This window comes from Bacteroides sp. 90-K9/2 (genome assembly GCF_047310725.1).
Classification (GTDB): Bacteria; Bacteroidota; Bacteroidia; order Bacteroidales; family Bacteroidaceae; genus Bacteroides; species Bacteroides vicugnae.
Map to the genome: position 1 here is coordinate 741,585 of NZ_JBCGVL010000001.1, position 19,087 is coordinate 760,671.

A 19,087-nucleotide genomic window follows, 5' to 3' on the forward strand; every position below is an offset into this window, starting at 1 on the left:
ATTCACAGTGATATCTCGTAAAGACAAGCCACCCTCAACTACCCGAATAACTGTTTCTTTTTCCGGTTCACCAGAAATAACAGGTACTAATTCTTGTCCTTCTATTTTATAAAGATAGAATCCTACAACTGTATATTCTCCTGCCAACATTTGCATCTTCTCACTACGCATACCAAATTCTGCGTCTTGATCATTAATGGCATCCAAACCTACAGTTTGCGAAATCTCTGTTCCATCTTCATTGTTTATAAGAACAATTTTCATTTTTTGCGCCTCACGCAAATATTCCAATTCATTGGTTCCGGCACGAGTCTTTCCTGACTCTCCGTTTCCGTACGATGCGCTCTTATATAGTCTGAATTGAGCGTAACCGTAGCCAGATTGCAGTTCATCGTCATCATCAGAACATCCGGTTACAGATATTCCCATGGCCATAAGCAGGCATGAAATGAAAAGCATCTTTGTGAATAATACTGTATATTTCATAAGTTGAAAATATTTTTATTTCTTAAAGTTCAACCAAAACGGGAGATAATCAATACACTAACTATATTCCCATTAGTTCCATCCATAATAGTAACAACCATCTCACCTGCTGTATTTTCACCAATTCCATAAATAGAAACCGCAGCAGAATCAACCCAAGTACCTGTGACCTCAACGCCATCCCATTTAGTCTCAACTCCATTCAGCATTGTATTGGCTTCGAGAGACCATCCTGTGAATCCACCAGGAGTAACTATCAGATTATATGACCGATTATTCTCCAGATATAACATATATACTGAAGCAGTACCATATTTCTCTATTAATTGTTCTTCTGTCAATTCACCTCCTGTATCGGCATACGAAAACACCTCTAATTGTTCTCCTGTTCCATCAACAGATACACTCAAACCACCTTCAACTTTTTGTCCTTCCTGAGTCAACCTCATTACTATATAATCATCATAATCTGATCTCATCATATAAGGCTTATCTGTACCCTCCTCAAGATAAAAAACATTATCATCAAAGGCATCTTTAATCATATCATACTTAAGAACAGGAAAAGCCATTAGGTAACCAGATCTCTCCTTTCCTACATTCTCATCCACATGAAGTTGGATATTACCTTTTTTATCATCTTCCACATTGAACCAAGTTGTACCACCATACTCTGTTTGTACGCGCGTACATCCCCATTCAGGATCATCCTCAACGAAAACAATCACATATTTATCATTTTTCGCAACAATACTAATATTCAATGGCATGGGTTCCAAATTTCCTCCCCCACTTACGCCAGAGTTAGAATAAAATTGTCCATCAACAGTGAAAGACCAATTCCATTTATTATCATCTGTTGAAAATTCTATTTTATCTTCAGGTATCCCTTCATACTTCACCGGAACGGTAGCCACCTTGTCACCAGCCTCATTCACAAAAGTAAGAAAACCTTCATTAGCATTCTTAGTATATTCAGTCTGTATATTTACATAAAGTTTATTAGTGCTTTGTTCACCAGCTTCGCCGGAAGTTATATCAGCATCAATCCAATCGGGCCACTCTGCTAATTGCCAGTCAAAATTAGCACGTACATAAAAAGAAGAAGATTTATAAGCAATAGTTGCCGGATTATCTTCCGTATAAGGATTATCATTTTCATCTAATAAAGAAACTTCATATCCGGTAGATGGGCGAGTAATCTCATAAACAACCTTTTTATCAGCACCCATCCACAAAGAGATTTCCGCTTTATAAGATTTATTCAAAGCAGTAGCATCATCTCCTATACTAACTGCCACTGTCTGCTCACCAGTCTCACCGGAACAAGAATTCATCAGTTCACCACCAACAACGAACTTACACCAAAGAGCAGACGAACTCAGTTTCCAATTCATATTTGCATTGAAGGTAAGCTCTACTGTTTCCCCAACCGCACATGATATTTTCTGCACTTCTGGGAATATCGGATCACCTTGCTTCTTGTCATCGTCATCCGAACATGCCACAAAGACAAGACAAAATGCCAATACTACAAATCTCAAAAAATATATTTTATCTTTCATATAATCAATATTTTAAATTCTCAAAAGAGATCAGTTCTGACCTGCTTGCAAACGCTCTGCTTCTTCGTCACTAATCCACTCAAGAATATTAATATAGGTACCAACCGTATCTACATCCTTCACATAGACAGTGATATACTGCAAAACAAAAGTCTGACAGACATTATAATAGGAAGTATAAATTGTAGGTTGTTTTACCATTAATTTCCCATTTCCGTAAATAGTGCCAAAAGCTTCGGAAGTACTGCCCAATACCTGATCTTCCATTTCTACAAAAGGTTCCATAGGATCAGACGGATCAAACTTTAATTTTAAATCATACCCCTTATAGAAGAAGTCATGCATGATAATCGTATTTTCCTCTTCCTTATCAATTTCAGTCTGTATCAGACGGAAGTCAATATTATTCATATAATTCTGATAGAAAGATGAAGACACCTTACACCACCCTGTAAAAACATTCAGATCAAACGGACAAGATTTCATCATTTCCACACGCGTCTTTGTTCCATATATATCCCAACGTGTTTCATCATTAGAAACAAGACGTAACGTAATCGAAAGTGAATCTGTTTTTCCGATATTCTCATAAATACCTCGAATTTTCAAATCAGCAGCACGTTCACCTGCTTTGATGGTCACTGTATTTGATTCAATGACATAATGCTTCTTTTCAATCGCATTACTTGCTTTTTCGTCCACTTCCACTGCAAATGTACGATCATAATCACAAGCCACGGTAGATGCCACAGGTACAGTGAAATAGTCCTGACTATTCTGTACCGGGAAAAGAGACATCGTATCGGCGAACATTACATAGTCGGGACCATTATACGTAGTTTTAGCCATATCACCACAACCGGACAAACCGACTGTAAGTGCTATCACTACACCCATTCCTATAAATAATCGTTTCATTATCGTATTTTTTTCTTTATACATTATTTATTACTATCATTTGGTTTGATATCAGCTCCCGGAGCTTCCAATTCATGCTGTGGAATAGGCCACACAAAATATGGATCATCTTTATCAACTTTCAATTTATTCCCCGGAGATACAGTCAGATTCTGTTCCTTACGCTCAAATCCTTCATGCCAACGTTTTAAATCGTTGAGCCGAAATCCTTCCATGTAGAGTTCTTTCACACGTTCCTCGCTAATTGTTTTCAACCAATTATCTTTAGTGATATTTGTAGCACCACCATAAGATGAATAACGAGCTATACGCAAAGTTGAAATATCTTTTCCGGCTTTTCCATAATAAGCTGCTCCCATCTGGCAGTAAGCTTCGGCCCGAATTAAGTATTGCTCAGCCAAACGGAAAGGTTTAGGCATAGTAACAAACAAAATTTGTTTTGCTATAAAATCCTTGTTTCCTGCATATTTGATCAAAAGAGGGCAAGTTAGGCCATGACTATAGCCGGTTGTAGCATTAGCAAAATAGGCATTATAACGCAAATCTGTTGTAGCATAAGAATCAAGTACCCATTGAGCAGGTACATAATCAGGTTTATAGGATGTATAATCATAATTTAGAAATACACTTCCTAGTGCTCCACCATAAGAAGTTACCTCAAACTTTACTTTCCATATAATTTCCGTAGCATCATCATACTGCCACATATACTGAAAATCATTATAGGTATTTGAGTAATTCTTCTTCGTTGCATCTGCCAGAATGTATTTTTTACTATCTATCACTTTACCAGCATACTCAACTGCCTTATCCCACTTCCGCATATACAAGTATAAACGAGCATAAAGAGAATTAACTGTACCAATGTTAAAATAGCCTGTATTGTAAAGTGTAGTATTATCATCATCATCTAATGCCAAATATTCAGCAGCCTTTTCCAAATCATCCAATACAAACTGATATGATTCCTTCAGAGATGCACGTTTCAATGGTTGAGAATTAACATAGCTGGACTTCAAAACTACCCCCAATTCATTAGCAGCCTGTTCATCACCCTCGTATGCTTTACAAAAACACTTTAGTAACTCGGAATAGGCTAAAGCACGAGCAAAATAAACTTCTCCTTTGTAGTTATCTAATTTATCCAATTGGGCATCATCAGTAGTATTCGCCTCTACTTGATCAACGTTATCAAGTATGAAATTACAACGACCAATAATGGTATACAAAGCACCATAAATGTCTTTTATTTCCGGGTTTGTCGCCAATATCTCATTACGCCATATATTGCCATATACATTTGTATATCCCTGAACGGCATATACCAGATCCGTCTGAATATCCGGAAGCAAAGTTAAATACCCACTGTAAAGAGCAGTTGCTTTAAATCCGGCATAAATACCAATTATAGCTTGGTCCACATCCTCTACCGTTTTAATGGCATCCCCTTGCGGAATAGCATCTTCCGGATACTTATCAAGGCAAGCCGTTGATGAAAATATTATGGCAGCCAAGGTTATGTATAATTTTATTCTTCTTATCATCGTTATATCTTTTTAAAATGACAACTCTAATCCAAATGAGAACTGACGCGACATTGGGTATTGAGCCTTATAGATATTTGAACTAGATTCGGGATCCATTCCCGTAAACTTAGTAAATGTTAATAAGTTTTGACCTTGAACATAAACGCGGGCAGTATTCAGAAAATTTGTTTTACGCATCCATTTTTGTGAGAAAGCATAGCTTATCATCACATTCTTTAAACGCAGAAAAGACGCATCTTCAAGAAAACGTGAATCCATCTGTGGGGATACACCATGACGTGGAATATCCGTCAAATCTCCCGGCTTCTTCCAACGATCATAAAGTAAACGGTTTGACTGATTATAACCATTAAAAAGTCCGTTTCCTTCTTCGAAATAACGGTCATTATTAACCATCCAACGATCGGCAACCCAGCTAAACTGCGCATTCAATGAAAGCCCTCTCCATGAAAGGGTCGTACCAAATCCACCTTGCCACGGAGCAAAGTAGGTTTTACCCATCATCACTTTATCATTTTCATTATATTCCGTAGTAATCTCTCCATCCTTAGTATACCACAATGCATCACCATTAGCAGGATTTACTCCGGCATAACGATTTAAATAGAATTCTCCTACAGGATGCCCGACTACCATTTTGCGTGCAGTAGTGCCATCTTCATATTCAGTTACCCCATTATAAAGTTCTGTTATCTTATTCTTATTATAAGAAACATTAGCACTGATATTCCAAATAAAATCTTTAATCTGGAGTACATCTGCATTTACAGCCAATTCGACACCACGATTCATCATCGCGCCGACATTATCCCAACGATAACCAAAACCTGTATCTGAATAAGAACACGGCACACTCATCAACATATCAGTTGTCTTCTTATTATAGAATTCAAGATCTACATTAAAACGATTAATGAAGCCTAAGTGCAAACCAACATTTGTTGTCCATAACTTCTCCCAACCTAATTTCTCATTACCAATTTGAGCAGGAGCAATACCTGCATCTCCTCCATAATTCAATCCACCGGATACGAGAGCCAAATGCTCGTAATCGCTGATAGATGAGTTACCGGAAGTACCTGTACTCAATGTAATCTGCGCATTTGTCAGCCATGAATATTTCTCCATAAACTTCTCTTTACGCAGATTCCACATTAAACCTACTGACCAAAAAGTTCCCCAGCGCTCATTACTACCAAAACGGGAAGAACCATCTGCACGAACTGAAAAGTCTGCATAATAACGATCATCATAATTATATTCACCACGAGCGAAAAAAGATAAATATGAGTAAGCGGTACTAGTATCACTCCAAGAAGAAGAGGTGGTTCCGGAACTGATATTTGTTAAGAAATCATTTGTCTGTCCTCGTGAGGTCACATGAAAAGCCTCATAACGATAATCTACTCCTTCTTGACCAAGCATGAAATTAAACGAATGTAAGTCTTTCAACATAAAACGATAATTTGCCGTATTCGTAATCATGAGATTCAGCATATCCGTTGAAGTTCGTCTTGCCGCACCATAATTATTATTAGGTTTATAGCTGGGAAAAGATTGAAGAAAGGAAGTAGAATGTGAATAATCAGCACCTAATTGCGAGCGCACTGTCAATCCCTCTATCGGATTAATTTCCGCATAAAAAGTTGATATTGCTTTATATTTCTTATTGCCTAATGGATTGTTTGCCATCCAAGCCAGAGGATTCTCGCCTGTACCTGCCCAACTGCCATCGTCTTGCAAAGCCAGACTTCCATTTTCCTTATAAGGATCCCAGTATGGCATCATAAAATGTGCCGCAGAAATAGGAGCCCACAATGCATATTCACCGTCATCACTCTGTTCTACTTCTTCATAAGCCAACATAGAGTTCGTTCCTATTTTCAACCATTCATTTGCTTTCGCTTCGACATTGGCACGGAAATTAAAACGCTCAAAAGTAGAGCCGACCGCAACACCATCCTGGTTGTAATATCCACCGGAAACAAAATAATTTATTTTTTCAGTAGCCCCGCTTACTGATAACTCATAATTTTGCAAAGGTGCGCTACTATTATAAACTTTATCAAGCCAGTTAATATCTATCTGACCCAACTTATCATAATTTTTGCCCGCATCCAGTCCTAGTTCTTTTTCATATTGGATTCGCTCGGAAGTATTCATCAGATTCCAATCCTCATTAGCCAGCTGTGAAAAACCAAGTTGTGTGCGGAAGGTGATTTTAGCAGCTTCTGACATACGTCCACGCTTTGTAGTTATTACAACCACGCCATTAGCCGCACGAGCACCATAAATAGAAGTAGAAGAGGCATCTTTCAACACAGAGATATTTTCAATATCACTGGGGCTAATTGTATTAAAATCCGCATTTGAGATAGGAACTCCATCTAATATAAATAAAGGTGCAGTACCTGAATTAATAGAGTTAGTACCACGAATCTGAAATGTAGCAGCCTTGCTAGGTTCACCAGAATTAGATAATACCATCAACCCCGGTGTCTGACCTTGAAGAGCCTGATCAAAGCTCGGTGCTGGTACATTTTCCATTTTTTCAGCTTTTACCGTAGAAACAGAACCGGCAATGGTTCCTTTCTTACGTACACCATACGCTACCACTACCACTTCGTCCACCAGCTGCGCACTACTTTCCATCGTCAGATCAATACGGGCAGATGCAGTAACCTGCCTTTCTACCGTTTTCATTCCGATATAAGAAAACTGCAAAGTGGCGGGAGATTTCGTCACTATGATTTTGTAATTACCGTCAATATCGGTAATTACACCATTTAAAGTACCCTTCTCCAAAACAGACACACCAATCATCGGCTGATTATCTTCCGCCGAAATAATATGTCCAGTTACCTGATATCCACCCTGTGCAAAAAGCAATAGGGGGATACTTGTCAGAGCGAAGAGTACAAACAAGAGAATTGATCTTCTCATCTTTGATACTTGAATTAAAAATTAATATAATTGATTTATTTTTATAAAATTTCTATAATAAGGAATACACTTATCTTCGCGTATGAAATAATAATACGCTCCTTCCCCCAATCGGTTACAAACATATCTTGCATCGATTTGGGGTAGATTATATTTTCTATAAAATACAATAGGAGTTAGACTAACTTGGCAGATTTTTTATATTACGCCAAATATCCAAATAGATTTTTCGTGTTACTGCTGTGTGAATTAAATGTTTGACCATCTGCTCTCTTAAGTTATAAATTAAACACTAATATTACTTGTTCTGTTTTAGGTTTATGTACTTTCAATGTTGTCATATTTCGGTTACAAATATATATATTATATTTAAACAAAAGAAACAATATGTCGCATTTTTTATACCATATTTCCACTTCTATCTTTTTGCTACATATTTAAGTCTATATAATCCTTTTAAGAAACAAATTCAAAATATATTCCAGCATAAATTAGATATTCACATTCATTTTGATAGTTTAATTAATTGTTTAAACAACAAATACCATAACCCATAAAAATAGCTTATTGAGAGGATTCAATACAGAAAAGAAAAATATTCAAAACTATTTCCTATTTTTGCACCCATTATATATAAAAAGGTATAAGATGAACTACGGATTTGTGAAAGTAGCTGCAGCTGTGCCACACATAAAGGTGGCTGACTGCAAATTCAATGTAGAGAAGATAGAAAGCTTGATTGCAGTAGCCGAAGGCAAAGGAGTGCAAATGATCGTATTTCCGGAAATGAGTATTACCGGATATACTTGTGGCGACCTATTTGGACAGCAGCTTTTGCTTGAAGAGGCAGAAATGGGGCTGATGCAAATCCTTAATAATACTCGTCAATTAGACATTATTTCTATTGTTGGCATGCCTGTTATTGTCAATTCGACAGTAATCAATGCAGCCGTAGTGATCCAGAAAGGGAAAGTATTGGGGGTTGCCGCCAAGACTTATCTGCCGAATTATAAAGAATTCTATGAACAGCGCTGGTTCACTTCGGCACTTCAACTGACAACCAATAACGTACGGCTTTGCGGACAAGTAGTTCCGATAGGTGCCAATCTGCTTTTTGAAACTTCGGATACGACTTTTGGTATCGAAATATGCGAGGACCTTTGGTCTACCATACCTCCCAGCTCTTCATTGGCATTACAAGGCGCAGAAATTATTTTCAATATGTCTGCTGACAATGAAGGCATCGGAAAAAACAATTATCTCTGCTCTCTTATTAGCCAGCAATCTGCACGTTGTATTGCCGGATATGTATTCTCATCATGCGGCTTCGGAGAGTCTACTACCGATGTCGTTTTTGCTGGTAACGGACTGATTTACGAAAACGGTTCGCTTCTTGCGCGCAGTGAACGTTTCAGTATGAAAGAACAACTTATTATTAGTGAAATAGATGTTGAACGTATCCGGACTGAACGTAGAATCAATACGACTTTTGCCGCCAATCAGGCAAATCTGGGAGATAAAAAAGCTGTTTCTATTGCAACAGAATTTGTTAATAGCAAAGAACTGGAATTAACCCGGAAATTCAACTCTCATCCTTTTGTACCACAGGGAGCAGAATTGAACGAGCATTGCGAAGAAGTATTCTCCATTCAGATAGCCGGACTGGCACAAAGATTGGTTCATACCGGAGCTAAAACTGCCGTAGTCGGCATTTCCGGTGGATTGGATTCAACACTGGCACTGCTTGTTTGCGTGAAGACTTTTGATAAGTTGGGATTGTCCCGGAAAGATATCCTTGGAATCACAATGCCGGGTTTCGGAACAACAGATCGTACTTATCACAATGCCATTGGTCTGATGAAATCGCTAGGTATTTCTATTCGTAAAATCAGTATAAAAGAAGCCTGTATCCAGCATTTTAAAGATATAGACCATGATATAAATGTACACGACGTTACATACGAGAATTCGCAGGCACGGGAACGTACACAAATATTAATGGACGTAGCCAATCAAACTTGGGGAATGGTGATCGGTACAGGAGATTTATCAGAACTTGCACTGGGATGGGCAACCTACAATGGCGACCATATGTCGATGTACGGAGTAAATGCAAGTGTACCGAAAACTCTGGTGAAGTACCTGGTACAATGGGTAGCGGAAAACGGCATAGATGAAAATTCAAAAGCGTTTTTACTTGACATAGTAGACACTCCTATTAGTCCGGAACTGATTCCTGCAGATGAAAACGGAGAAATTAAACAAAAAACAGAAGATTTGGTAGGTCCTTATGAGCTGCATGACTTCTTCCTTTATTATTTTTTACGTTGTGGTTTCCGCCCATCCAAGATATTCTATCTGGCCAATATTGCATTCAAAGATGTCTATGACGAAGAAACCATCAAGAAATGGCTCTCTACCTTCTTCCGTCGTTTCTTTAATCAACAATTCAAGCGTTCTTGCTTGCCGGATGGCCCCAAAGTAGGAAGTATTTCTATCAGTCCAAGAGGAGATTGGAGAATGCCAAGTGATGCTAGTTCAGCCATGTGGCTTAAAGAAATAGAGGCTCTATAAGGCAGCCTACCGATATGTTTGTGCCACCGCATTGGCACAACTGTGCCAACAGTATGGCATGGTTGTGCCAATGCGGTGGCACAGTTGTGACAGAGTGATGGCACAGACGGGAATATTAGAACTCTCCGCCTGCCATTACTTCTTCTCTTATTAGCTCCACATTGGCTTCTTTAATTCTTCTAATAATATTCTTATAGATTCGATGAAAGCCATATCCCCCTTTTGTCATCTCACGGATGGCATCTTCTTTCGAAGCATTTTGAAAAACGATACGATAAAAGGCACAAACAGCCCCTGTGCGATCAGAACCATGATGACAATGGAAAACAATAGGGGCCGTACGATTTTTAATAATGCGCAATGCTTGTATCAATTCCTTTTCACTAATCGAATGTGCTTTGGTTTTTACCCGGTGAAGTTTTAGACTTGTTCCTTTTGCTTCGTCATCATCGCTGTGTCTGTTCCGTAGATTAAGAACTTCCCCAATCCCATACTTTTCCAAAGCTTTAAAATCATCTTTAGAGGGTTGTTCCGAGCGGTATACCCCGGAATCAATCTTATACAGATTGGTCAACTCGCTATCGGGAAGAGTAATCTTCTCTACTTTCAAATTCTGACTAAAAACAGATATAGAGAAAATTACTCCCCAAAGTAGGCTTAACAAGATTCTTTTCTGCATAAGTCTATGTATCATCATTAGAAAATTACAGAACCCCTTTACTGGATGGAAGTTCAAAATGATAGATATCACGTTTCAATGCCATCTTTAGTGCACGTGCAAGAGCTTTAAAAATTCCTTCTATTTTATGATGTTCATTCTGTCCTTCGGCTTTGATGTTCAAATTCATCTTCGCTGCATCGCTTAACGATTTAAAGAAATGAAGAAACATTTCTGTTGGCATCTCTCCTATTTTCTCTCGCTTGAATTCAGCATCCCAAACCAGCCAAGGACGACCGCCGAAGTCCAGACAAACCTGACAAAGACAATCATCCATCGGCAAGGCATAGCCATAACGTTCAATCCCTCGTTTGCTACCTAAAGCCTGATAGATACATTCGCCCAATGCAATAGCGGTATCTTCGATCGTGTGATGTTCATCTACTTCCAAATCTCCTTTTACACGGATGGTCAAGTCCATGCCGGAGTGTTTTCCAATCTGCTCAAGCATGTGATCGAAAAAGCCAAGACCGGTAGAAATGTCACAAGTTCCATTTCCATCCAGATTCAAAGCAACATAAATATCTGTTTCTTTTGTAGTACGGCGTACTTCCGCCTTCCGTTCTCCGGCAAAAAGGAATTCAGTTATCCGGTCCCAGTCAGTAGTTGCAAGGGCACAGACTTCTTCTAATCCTTTTTCTTTCAGAGCTTCGGTTGAGTCTTGCAAATAAATTGCCCGGCAACCCAGATTTTTGGCAAGTTCCACATCCGTAGGACGATCACCTATCACAAAACTTCCGGCAAGATCATAATCGGGACTATTCAAATACTTCGTCAACATTCCCGTACGTGGCTTGCGGGTAGGCGCATTGTCTTCAGGGAAGCTACGGTCTATCAGAATTTCATCAAAAGTAATCCCCTCTCCTGCCAATGTTTTAAGCATCAGATTATGAGCAGGCCAAAATGTCTCTTCCGGAAAAGAGGATGTACCCAATCCATCCTGATTGGTGACCATCACAAATTCAAAGTCAAGTTTACTACGGATGAAAACCAAGTTACGGAATACCTTCGGATAGAATTCCAGTTTTTCCAATGAGTCGAGCTGATAATCAACGGGAGGTTCGATTACCAACGTACCATCTCTATCGATAAATAATACTTTCTTCTTCATAAATTATCCTTGATAGTTTTTAAGGGCAGCCAATAGGGTATTATTTTCTACACGGGTACCGACAGTCACACGCAAACAGTTGCAACAAAGTGAAATGTTATGGCGATTACGCACAATGATTCCTTCACCGACCAAATAGTTGTAGATTTTCACAGCATCTGTCACTTTAGCCAAAAAGAAGTTAGCATCAGAAGGAAACAGTTTGATAGTACATGGGAGTTTTTCAAATTCCGCTTCCAGATAATCACGCTCTTCTTTCAACGTTTTCACCCAACGTTCTATCTCATAGTGCTTATGCAACATAGAAATAGCTTGTTGTTGAGTCAACTGATTGACATTATAGGGATATTTGATTTTGCTAAGGATATCTATAATTTCTTTGGAAGCAAAAGCCATTCCCAGACGGATAGCAGCACATCCCCAAGCCTTGGAGAATGTTTGGAATACGACAAGGTTGGGATATTTATCCAGCTCTTCGAGGAAAGACGGAGCTTGGGAAAAATCATTGTATGCCTCATCCAGCATCACTAATCCTTCGAACTGGCAAAGTACCTTTTCAATTTCGGAACGGAGCAAATCATTTCCTGTCGGGTTGTTAGGCGAGCAAAGGAAAATCAATTTGGTGTGTTCGTCGGTAGCCTCCAGCAGTTTATCGGCAGAGAACTGGAAGTCATCATCCAGCAATACTTTCCGATATTCCACATCGTTCACATCGGCACAAACCTGATACATACCATAAGTAGGATCGATGGCTACGACATTATCTTTTCCCGGTTCGCAGAATGCACGAAAAACCAAGTCGATGGCTTCATCGCTACCGTTTCCAAGAAAAATATGCTCGGGGGATACTTTTTTGATTTTCGACAACAGCGTCTTCAGTTCACACTGCATAGGATCCGGATAGCGGTTATGAGGTGTATTGTAGGGGTTCTCGTTCGCATCCAGGAAAACAGAGGCGGTAACTCCTTTATATTCATCTCGTGCCGAAGAATAGGGTTTTAATTTCCAGATATTCGGCCGGGTTAGTTCTTGTAACGTTTTCATCTTCATTTATTATTTATTGAAACGCAGATTAACGCAGACAGACGCAGATTAAATTTTCCTTTGCGAAAATTCGCGTAAATCTGCGTTTCATATTAATTAATTATTAAGCTAAGCTTTTCAGACGAACTGTGACAGCATTTTTATGTGCATCCAGCTGTTCATTAGCGGCCATTTCTTCTATAGCAGGGCCGATAGCTTTTATTCCTTCCGGGAGAATTTCCTGAAATGTAATCTTACGGATAAAACTATCCAGACTTACACCGCTATAGGCTTTGGCATAACCGTTGGTCGGCAGAGTGTGATTCGTTCCGGAAGCATAGTCGCCGGCACTCTCGGGAGTTAACGAACCTAAAAAGACAGAACCTGCATTTATCACACGTTCGGCCACTTCCATATAGTTTTCCGTTTCTATGATTAGATGTTCCGGAGCATACGCGTTAGTCAGTTCCAATGCTTCATCAAGATCCTTCACTAAAATCAATTTACTATTCTCCAGTGATTTCGCTGCAATTTCACGACGGGGAAGTTCTGCTAATTGACGCTCTACTTCTGCCATCACCTCTGTTTGAAGTTTCTCGGAAGTGGTAATCAATATAGCCTGACTATCTATTCCGTGTTCTGCCTGTGACAAAAGATCTGCTGCCACAAAAACCGGATTGGCAGAGGCATCGGCCAGAACTTCCACTTCAGAAGGACCGGCAGGCATATCGATAGCTACATCACGCAGGCTCACCAATTGTTTGGCAGCTGTCACATATTGATTGCCGGGACCAAATATCTTATATACTTTAGGTACACTCTCCGTTCCATAAGCCATAGCAGCAATCGCTTGCACCCCACCAGCCTTGAATATTTTGCTGACACCTGCCAGTTGCGCGGCAAAAAGGATAGCCGGATGAATATCCCCATTTTTGTCGGGAGGAGTGCAAAGAACGATTTCCTTGCATCCTGCAATTTTAGCCGGAACAGCCAACATTAATACAGTCGAGAAAAGCGGTGCTGTTCCACCCGGAATATACAACCCGACCTTTTCGATTCCTACAGATTTTTGCCAGCAAGTTACCCCATTCATTGTCTCTACCTTCTTCCCGACAAAACGCTGGGAAGAGTGGAATGTTTCAATATTTTGTTTAGCTAAAGAAATGGCAGCTTTCAGTTCATCGCTTACCAATGATTCGGCTACCTGTATTTCTTCAGAAGTGACAGCAAGTGCAGACAAGGTCACTTTATCAAAAACAGCCTCATATTCCAATACTGCTTTGTCGCCTTCTGTCCTTACCTTATTTATAATAGAACGAACAGTATCGAACAAACTTTCCGTATTTAGTGCCGGACGTTTCAAAAGTTCCGTCCATTGCTCTTTTGAGGGATATTTAATCAATTTCATGGTTCATATTTTATTAGGCACGGATTTCACGGATTACGCGGTATCTAAGATTAGTGACTACATTATCTGTGTAATCCGTGTAATCCATGCCTATATCTATTTATACAATCATCTTTTCAATCGGCAGTACCAAAATACCTTCCGCTCCCAGTCCTTTCAGTTTTCCGATGATTTCCCAAAAACGTTTTTCATCAAGTACTGTATGAACAGAACACCAGCCTTCCTGTGCCAATGGCATCACTGTAGGACTCTTCATACCCGGCAATACAGCAATGATTTCTTCCAGTTTGTCTTTGGGAGCATTCATCAATACATATTTTTTATCTTCGGCTGTTTTTACTGCGTTCATACGGAACAACAGTTCTTCAAGCACTTCTTTTTTCTCGTCGCTCATGTTCTTGTTGCCAATCAACAATGCTTCCGACTTCATTACAACTTCCACTTCTTTCAAACGATTGCTGACCAAAGTAGAACCGGAACTTACAATATCAAAAATGGCATCAGCCAATCCAATACCCGGAGATACCTCCACCGAACCGGTTATCACATGTATTTCGGCATTTACATTATTTTTTTTCAGGAAGTTACGAAGAATCACCGGATAAGAGGTAGCAATCTTCTTGCCTTCAAACCATGACAGACCGGGATATTCAATATCTTTCGGCATAGCCAGTGACAGACGGCATTTGCTGAATCCGAGACGTTTGACAATTTCAGCATCTTCCTCCTTTTCCATAAACTCATTCTCACCCACAATTCCCAAATCAGCTACCCCGGTAGCTACCGTCTGCGGAATATCATCATCACGAAGAAATAGAACTTCGATAGGAAAGTTAGAAGACTGTACCAACAAGGTACGTTTAGTAGTGCTTAACTTGATATCTGACTCTTCTAAAAGTGCCATTGTCTCTTCGAAGAGACGCCCTTTGGCTTGTACTGCGATTCTTAACATGACTTTATTTAATTACTAATTTATTAATTACAAATACAATCTGCGTTGAAAAACAAAAAAGGCTTACCGTATTCGGTAAGCCTTCGTTATCGTTTATATAGTTATACACAATATCATCCACGCCCACCGATTATTCGTTAGGAAAATGATGATGATGATGTGTAGCTGTATATTTCATATTTCTTCTATTAACTGCGACAAAAGTAAAGTATTTGTTTGATACTACCAAACATTTATCACAAAAACTTGAGTTTTTATTTCAAATTAATGGTAATATCTCCTCCGATTCTACATCGCATTTCGAAAAATGCATTTCATCTTTCGACTTTTCTTTCGAGAAAGTAAAGTAAGTACAAACTGATTCTGTACAGACTTCTCCATCCTTATTATATAACTTTGCTTCAACAATAACGATGTTCCGCTTTACCTCTTTAATAGACGCACGCAGTACTATATGAGAATCCTTAGTATCAATCGATTTCCGGTAACGAGTTTCCATCTTCGACGTCACTCCCGTGGTTTGTAGTTTACGAAGTATAACCCAGGCACAGATTTCATCCATCAAGACAGCTTGAATACCGCCATGCAAGGTATCAATCCAGCCTTGATATTCGGGACGTGGTTTCCAAATGCTGACCACTTCGTCACCATCTTCGTAAAATTCCATTTTTAATCCGGCTTCATTATTGGAAGCACAACCAAAGCAGTTGTACCCCTCCAAACCCTTCCAAGGGTTTATTATCTTCTTCATAATTCTCTCTTTTAGTTAGTTTTACTTCCCAAATATAAGCAATTTATGGAAAAGAGAAACCTTTTTCGCCGATTTACTTTCTTATGCAACGAATGGCAAAGGCTTTTGTATCAACGCCTGCGTTAGATTCTTCAATAATATCCGTATCGCTTTTCAGATAGAAAACCTTGGTGTCGATAGCGGCATTTGCATTATCCAGTGTCCAATATGCCAGATGTTTTTTCTCGTAATCAGTTTGAAAAGCCCCCACATACATTCCTACAGGTATTCCATTAAAACCGGATAAATTAGTTGCAGGCTGTACCTGTTCTCCCGCTTTCAAAGGTAACCAAGTACCTGATTTCAGCAAAGAAGCCTCTCCATTCAGATAGTCTTTTAAAATGTTCCAGTCTTTCCAATCCGGTATACTCCAATGAATAGGTAGAATTTTATTAGAAAGTGCAACATTAGCTGTATAAAAATAGTGTTCCGTAGCAGATTGCAGATATCCGAGAACATTCGCTGTCACTGCATCCAGTCTGGGAAGTGCTTCACCGTCGACATACGAAGATACCTCCAGATTATCCCGCATCCAATATTGAGTTCCGATCTTCACTAACGGATAATTATGAATGATTCCTCCACGTACATCACGAGCGATATCTTCCAATGCCAAAACAGATAGTATGTCATCTGCCGTTGTAACGGATAAAGAAACGGTTCCGTCTGCCATCACATATACATTATTACGAATCGGCAAAGTTCCGTCAACATAGACCAACGAGTGATCTTCCATATTCCATGATACACTTCCTCCATTCACTTTTCCGGTTTTTCCTAGCAACTGTGCCACAACGCCTTGAGATAAGTCCACACTACCATTTTCTCCCATCGGATAGGCAACGATTGCCTGCGAAGAAAATTCCGGAGTAACAAGATACTCCTTACATATTTCGGCTACTTGCTTTCCCGAATGTAACACTTTATACACATTCGACTTTTGAAAAGTCAACTTCGAAACATCTATGTATTTATGAAGCGTGACCGATTCAGTATGATCTATTTCGGTTCCATCCCAATCTCCGATTTCCCCATTCACTTTGCTCATTAATACATCTTCGGCTGATACAAACTTTATTTCCAATTCGCGCTGCTTTCCACTTTTTAATTGTAGAGTAGATGGTAATAGACTTGTATATAACTTTCCTGCAGCTTCCAACGTTATGTATTGGTATCCCGGAGTCGCCTCCTGCGGTATCAGAATAAATTCCTTTCCTATCAGTCGACCGTCTTCTATCCCCCATTCTCCTGCAGGAATAATATCCTTCTCTTCGGAATAACCAGAGAAAGTTTTTTTCTGAAAATCATAACTTGTTTTAGTATAAAAGCCACTCACCGAAAGTGTAGGCTTAATGGATAACATATCTTCCAAATTCTCTTCCTCTCCAGGAACAAGAACAATTTTCAGACGAAAAAACTGATGATTATAGGTTAGAGTGACCGCCTCCTTACTGGCTGATACATCTTCTTTAGAAGCAATCAGGAAATCAGAATGTGAATAATCATCAGGAATATTTTGAGTCGTTGAAACCGCTACCTGCATGATACTCTCCCCTATCCCCACTCCACTCTTTTGGTAAGGATAATAACTGATTAAATCCAATGTAACTCCATCATCCGGATAGTATACCGACTCGTTAGATTCAAACTCACCATTAGATGAACGTATGAAATGAAGATTATCCACATAACGTTCTTCTTGCATTGTAGTAGTTCCGGCAAGAGCGAACAGACCGACTTCATCCCCTTCGGCAAAGTTATTATTTGCCATACGGGTATCAACCGACTCACGAATATCAGCGATAAACTTCAATGGAATATCTCCATCATTAACAATATCCCCCTCTTCCTCCGAAATATGGTTCACACAAGCACCAAGCAAGATAGAACAAAAAACAAGTAAACCCACGCCCCTTTGTAGGTTATAAAATAGTTTCATCACATTTATTTTTTAATTTCCCAATAGAAACTTTTGATTGAACAGAAAGAATGGCATAAGAGGAAGTATTCGCTTTCAGTTATGGGATACTGAACAACACGTCTGTTGTACTGTGGAATCATCAATTTCAAGATATCATTTTGATGTCTTGAAAACAAAAGTATATAATTATATTAAACCGAAGAATAGTTTCTATAGGAAAATTTTACATTTCAAATTAAAACACAAATAACCAATAAGTTATAAATAACCAGTCAGAGATCAAGGATTAAGCTCTCACATTATTATATTAAGAGCCTACCAATTTCAGAAAGAGTACCCCACTTCTATTCCGGCAATGTGTCTGCCTTGTGAAGATGCATATTGATAACAATAGAATGCATCCAACGACCAACGCTTGGCTAAAGCTATTTCCACTCCGGGACGATAGCGCATACGATCGGCTCTCCAAAAAGAAGCATCATCCAGACTCTGATAGATTTCAACAGAGAAATAGGGAGAAACAATTCCTTTTGTAGGAGCATAGGATAATTTCAAGCGGGAACGCAAACGAGTTTCAGAATTTCCACGATCAAAAGTCTGCTGAAATCTTTCCCTTACAGCTACTTTCAGCCATTGATAGCGAAAACTGGCAGTGGTAGTTATATAATAACGATGTCTGAACTTCCAATCCGAATCACCCAGATTCAGAAGATGGGTTTCATAGCCAACACCCAGATTCAGAAACGAATAAGGCCGGTAACTTCCACCAACAATAAGCCCCCAACGATCCAACTTTCTCACATCATCTTTCATGCGCAATTCCAAATCACCTGAAACTGAAAACCGGGAATCTATCTTATGATTTACCTTGAATTTAGTCCATGTATTGAAATCGTCACTTTGTGCCCATGCAGAAAATGATATTCCAAACAACAGCACAAATAATAGCCAAGTCTTAGTATTTAATATTATTCTACTCATTGATTTTCGGGTTAAAGTAGCAAAGATAGTAAATTATTCTACGCAAAGAAAAATCATGATACTGAAAAGATTCTGAAAAGATTATATTCGTATTCTGTCTAAATTCTCATTTGCATATTGTATCTTTGCGTAAGAAACTCTAAAATCATC

General features: G+C 39.0%; 14 protein-coding genes. 1 reads left to right on the top strand and 13 read right to left on the bottom strand.

Annotation, left to right across the window (positions count from 1 at the left end; all coding sequences use genetic code 11):
* The 5 genes from AAHJ11_RS02920 to AAHJ11_RS02940 all read right to left on the bottom strand — a co-directional run.
* Window positions 1-486 (bottom strand): DUF4458 domain-containing protein (locus AAHJ11_RS02920; protein WP_413579041.1); only part of this gene is annotated, 486 nt, incomplete at its 3' end.
* A 29-nt stretch (window positions 487-515) separates the two neighbouring features.
* Window positions 516-2,051 (bottom strand): hypothetical protein, encoded by a 1,536-nt coding sequence (locus AAHJ11_RS02925; protein ID WP_413579042.1) that lies wholly within the window; start codon window positions 2,049-2,051, stop codon window positions 516-518.
* A 30-nt stretch (window positions 2,052-2,081) separates the two neighbouring features.
* Window positions 2,082-2,969, bottom strand: coding sequence for a DUF4984 domain-containing protein (locus AAHJ11_RS02930; protein ID WP_320974272.1), 888 nt, complete (start codon window positions 2,967-2,969; stop codon window positions 2,082-2,084).
* Between the two features lie 23 nt (window positions 2,970-2,992).
* Window positions 2,993-4,513, bottom strand: a complete 1,521-nt coding sequence (locus AAHJ11_RS02935; protein WP_320974273.1) for a RagB/SusD family nutrient uptake outer membrane protein — start codon at window positions 4,511-4,513, stop codon at window positions 2,993-2,995.
* Window positions 4,514-4,525: 12 nt separating this feature from the next.
* Complete coding sequence (locus tag AAHJ11_RS02940; protein ID WP_413579043.1) at window positions 4,526-7,459, bottom strand: SusC/RagA family TonB-linked outer membrane protein; 2,934 nt, start codon at window positions 7,457-7,459, stop codon at window positions 4,526-4,528.
* 648 nt (window positions 7,460-8,107) lie between these two features.
* On the opposite strand from AAHJ11_RS02940, the gene AAHJ11_RS02945 reads away from it, so the two are divergent.
* A complete protein-coding gene (locus AAHJ11_RS02945) occupies window positions 8,108-10,033 on the top strand; it encodes an NAD(+) synthase (protein WP_413579045.1) in 1,926 nt (641 codons plus the stop codon).
* A gap of 115 nt (window positions 10,034-10,148) precedes the next feature.
* Here the strand turns inward: AAHJ11_RS02945 and AAHJ11_RS02950 are convergent, their stop codons facing one another.
* The 8 genes from AAHJ11_RS02950 to AAHJ11_RS02985 form a co-directional block, all read right to left on the bottom strand.
* A complete protein-coding gene (locus tag AAHJ11_RS02950) occupies window positions 10,149-10,712 on the bottom strand; it encodes a tyrosine-protein phosphatase (protein ID WP_259022730.1) in 564 nt (187 codons plus the stop codon).
* Window positions 10,713-10,737: 25 nt separating this feature from the next.
* Window positions 10,738-11,862, bottom strand: coding sequence for a bifunctional histidinol-phosphatase/imidazoleglycerol-phosphate dehydratase HisB (gene hisB / locus AAHJ11_RS02955; protein ID WP_413579046.1), 1,125 nt, complete (start codon window positions 11,860-11,862; stop codon window positions 10,738-10,740).
* 3 nt (window positions 11,863-11,865) lie between these two features.
* Window positions 11,866-12,906: a histidinol-phosphate transaminase gene (gene hisC, locus AAHJ11_RS02960; protein ID WP_195649042.1), complete on the bottom strand. Its 1,041-nt coding sequence runs from the start codon at window positions 12,904-12,906 to the stop codon at window positions 11,866-11,868.
* 103 nt (window positions 12,907-13,009) lie between these two features.
* A complete protein-coding gene (gene hisD, locus AAHJ11_RS02965) occupies window positions 13,010-14,293 on the bottom strand; it encodes a histidinol dehydrogenase (RefSeq protein ID WP_297284662.1) in 1,284 nt (427 codons plus the stop codon).
* A 100-nt stretch (window positions 14,294-14,393) separates the two neighbouring features.
* Window positions 14,394-15,245: an ATP phosphoribosyltransferase gene (gene hisG / locus AAHJ11_RS02970; RefSeq protein ID WP_148366126.1), complete on the bottom strand. Its 852-nt coding sequence runs from the start codon at window positions 15,243-15,245 to the stop codon at window positions 14,394-14,396.
* A 259-nt stretch (window positions 15,246-15,504) separates the two neighbouring features.
* Complete coding sequence (locus tag AAHJ11_RS02975; protein ID WP_004296910.1) at window positions 15,505-15,996, bottom strand: PaaI family thioesterase; 492 nt, start codon at window positions 15,994-15,996, stop codon at window positions 15,505-15,507.
* 73 nt (window positions 15,997-16,069) lie between these two features.
* A complete protein-coding gene (locus AAHJ11_RS02980) occupies window positions 16,070-17,974 on the bottom strand; it encodes a fimbrillin family protein (RefSeq protein WP_413579048.1) in 1,905 nt (634 codons plus the stop codon).
* A 306-nt stretch (window positions 17,975-18,280) separates the two neighbouring features.
* A complete protein-coding gene (locus AAHJ11_RS02985; protein ID WP_148366123.1) occupies window positions 18,281-18,937 on the bottom strand; it encodes a DUF2490 domain-containing protein in 657 nt (218 codons plus the stop codon).
* Between the last annotated feature and the right edge of the window lie 150 nt (window positions 18,938-19,087).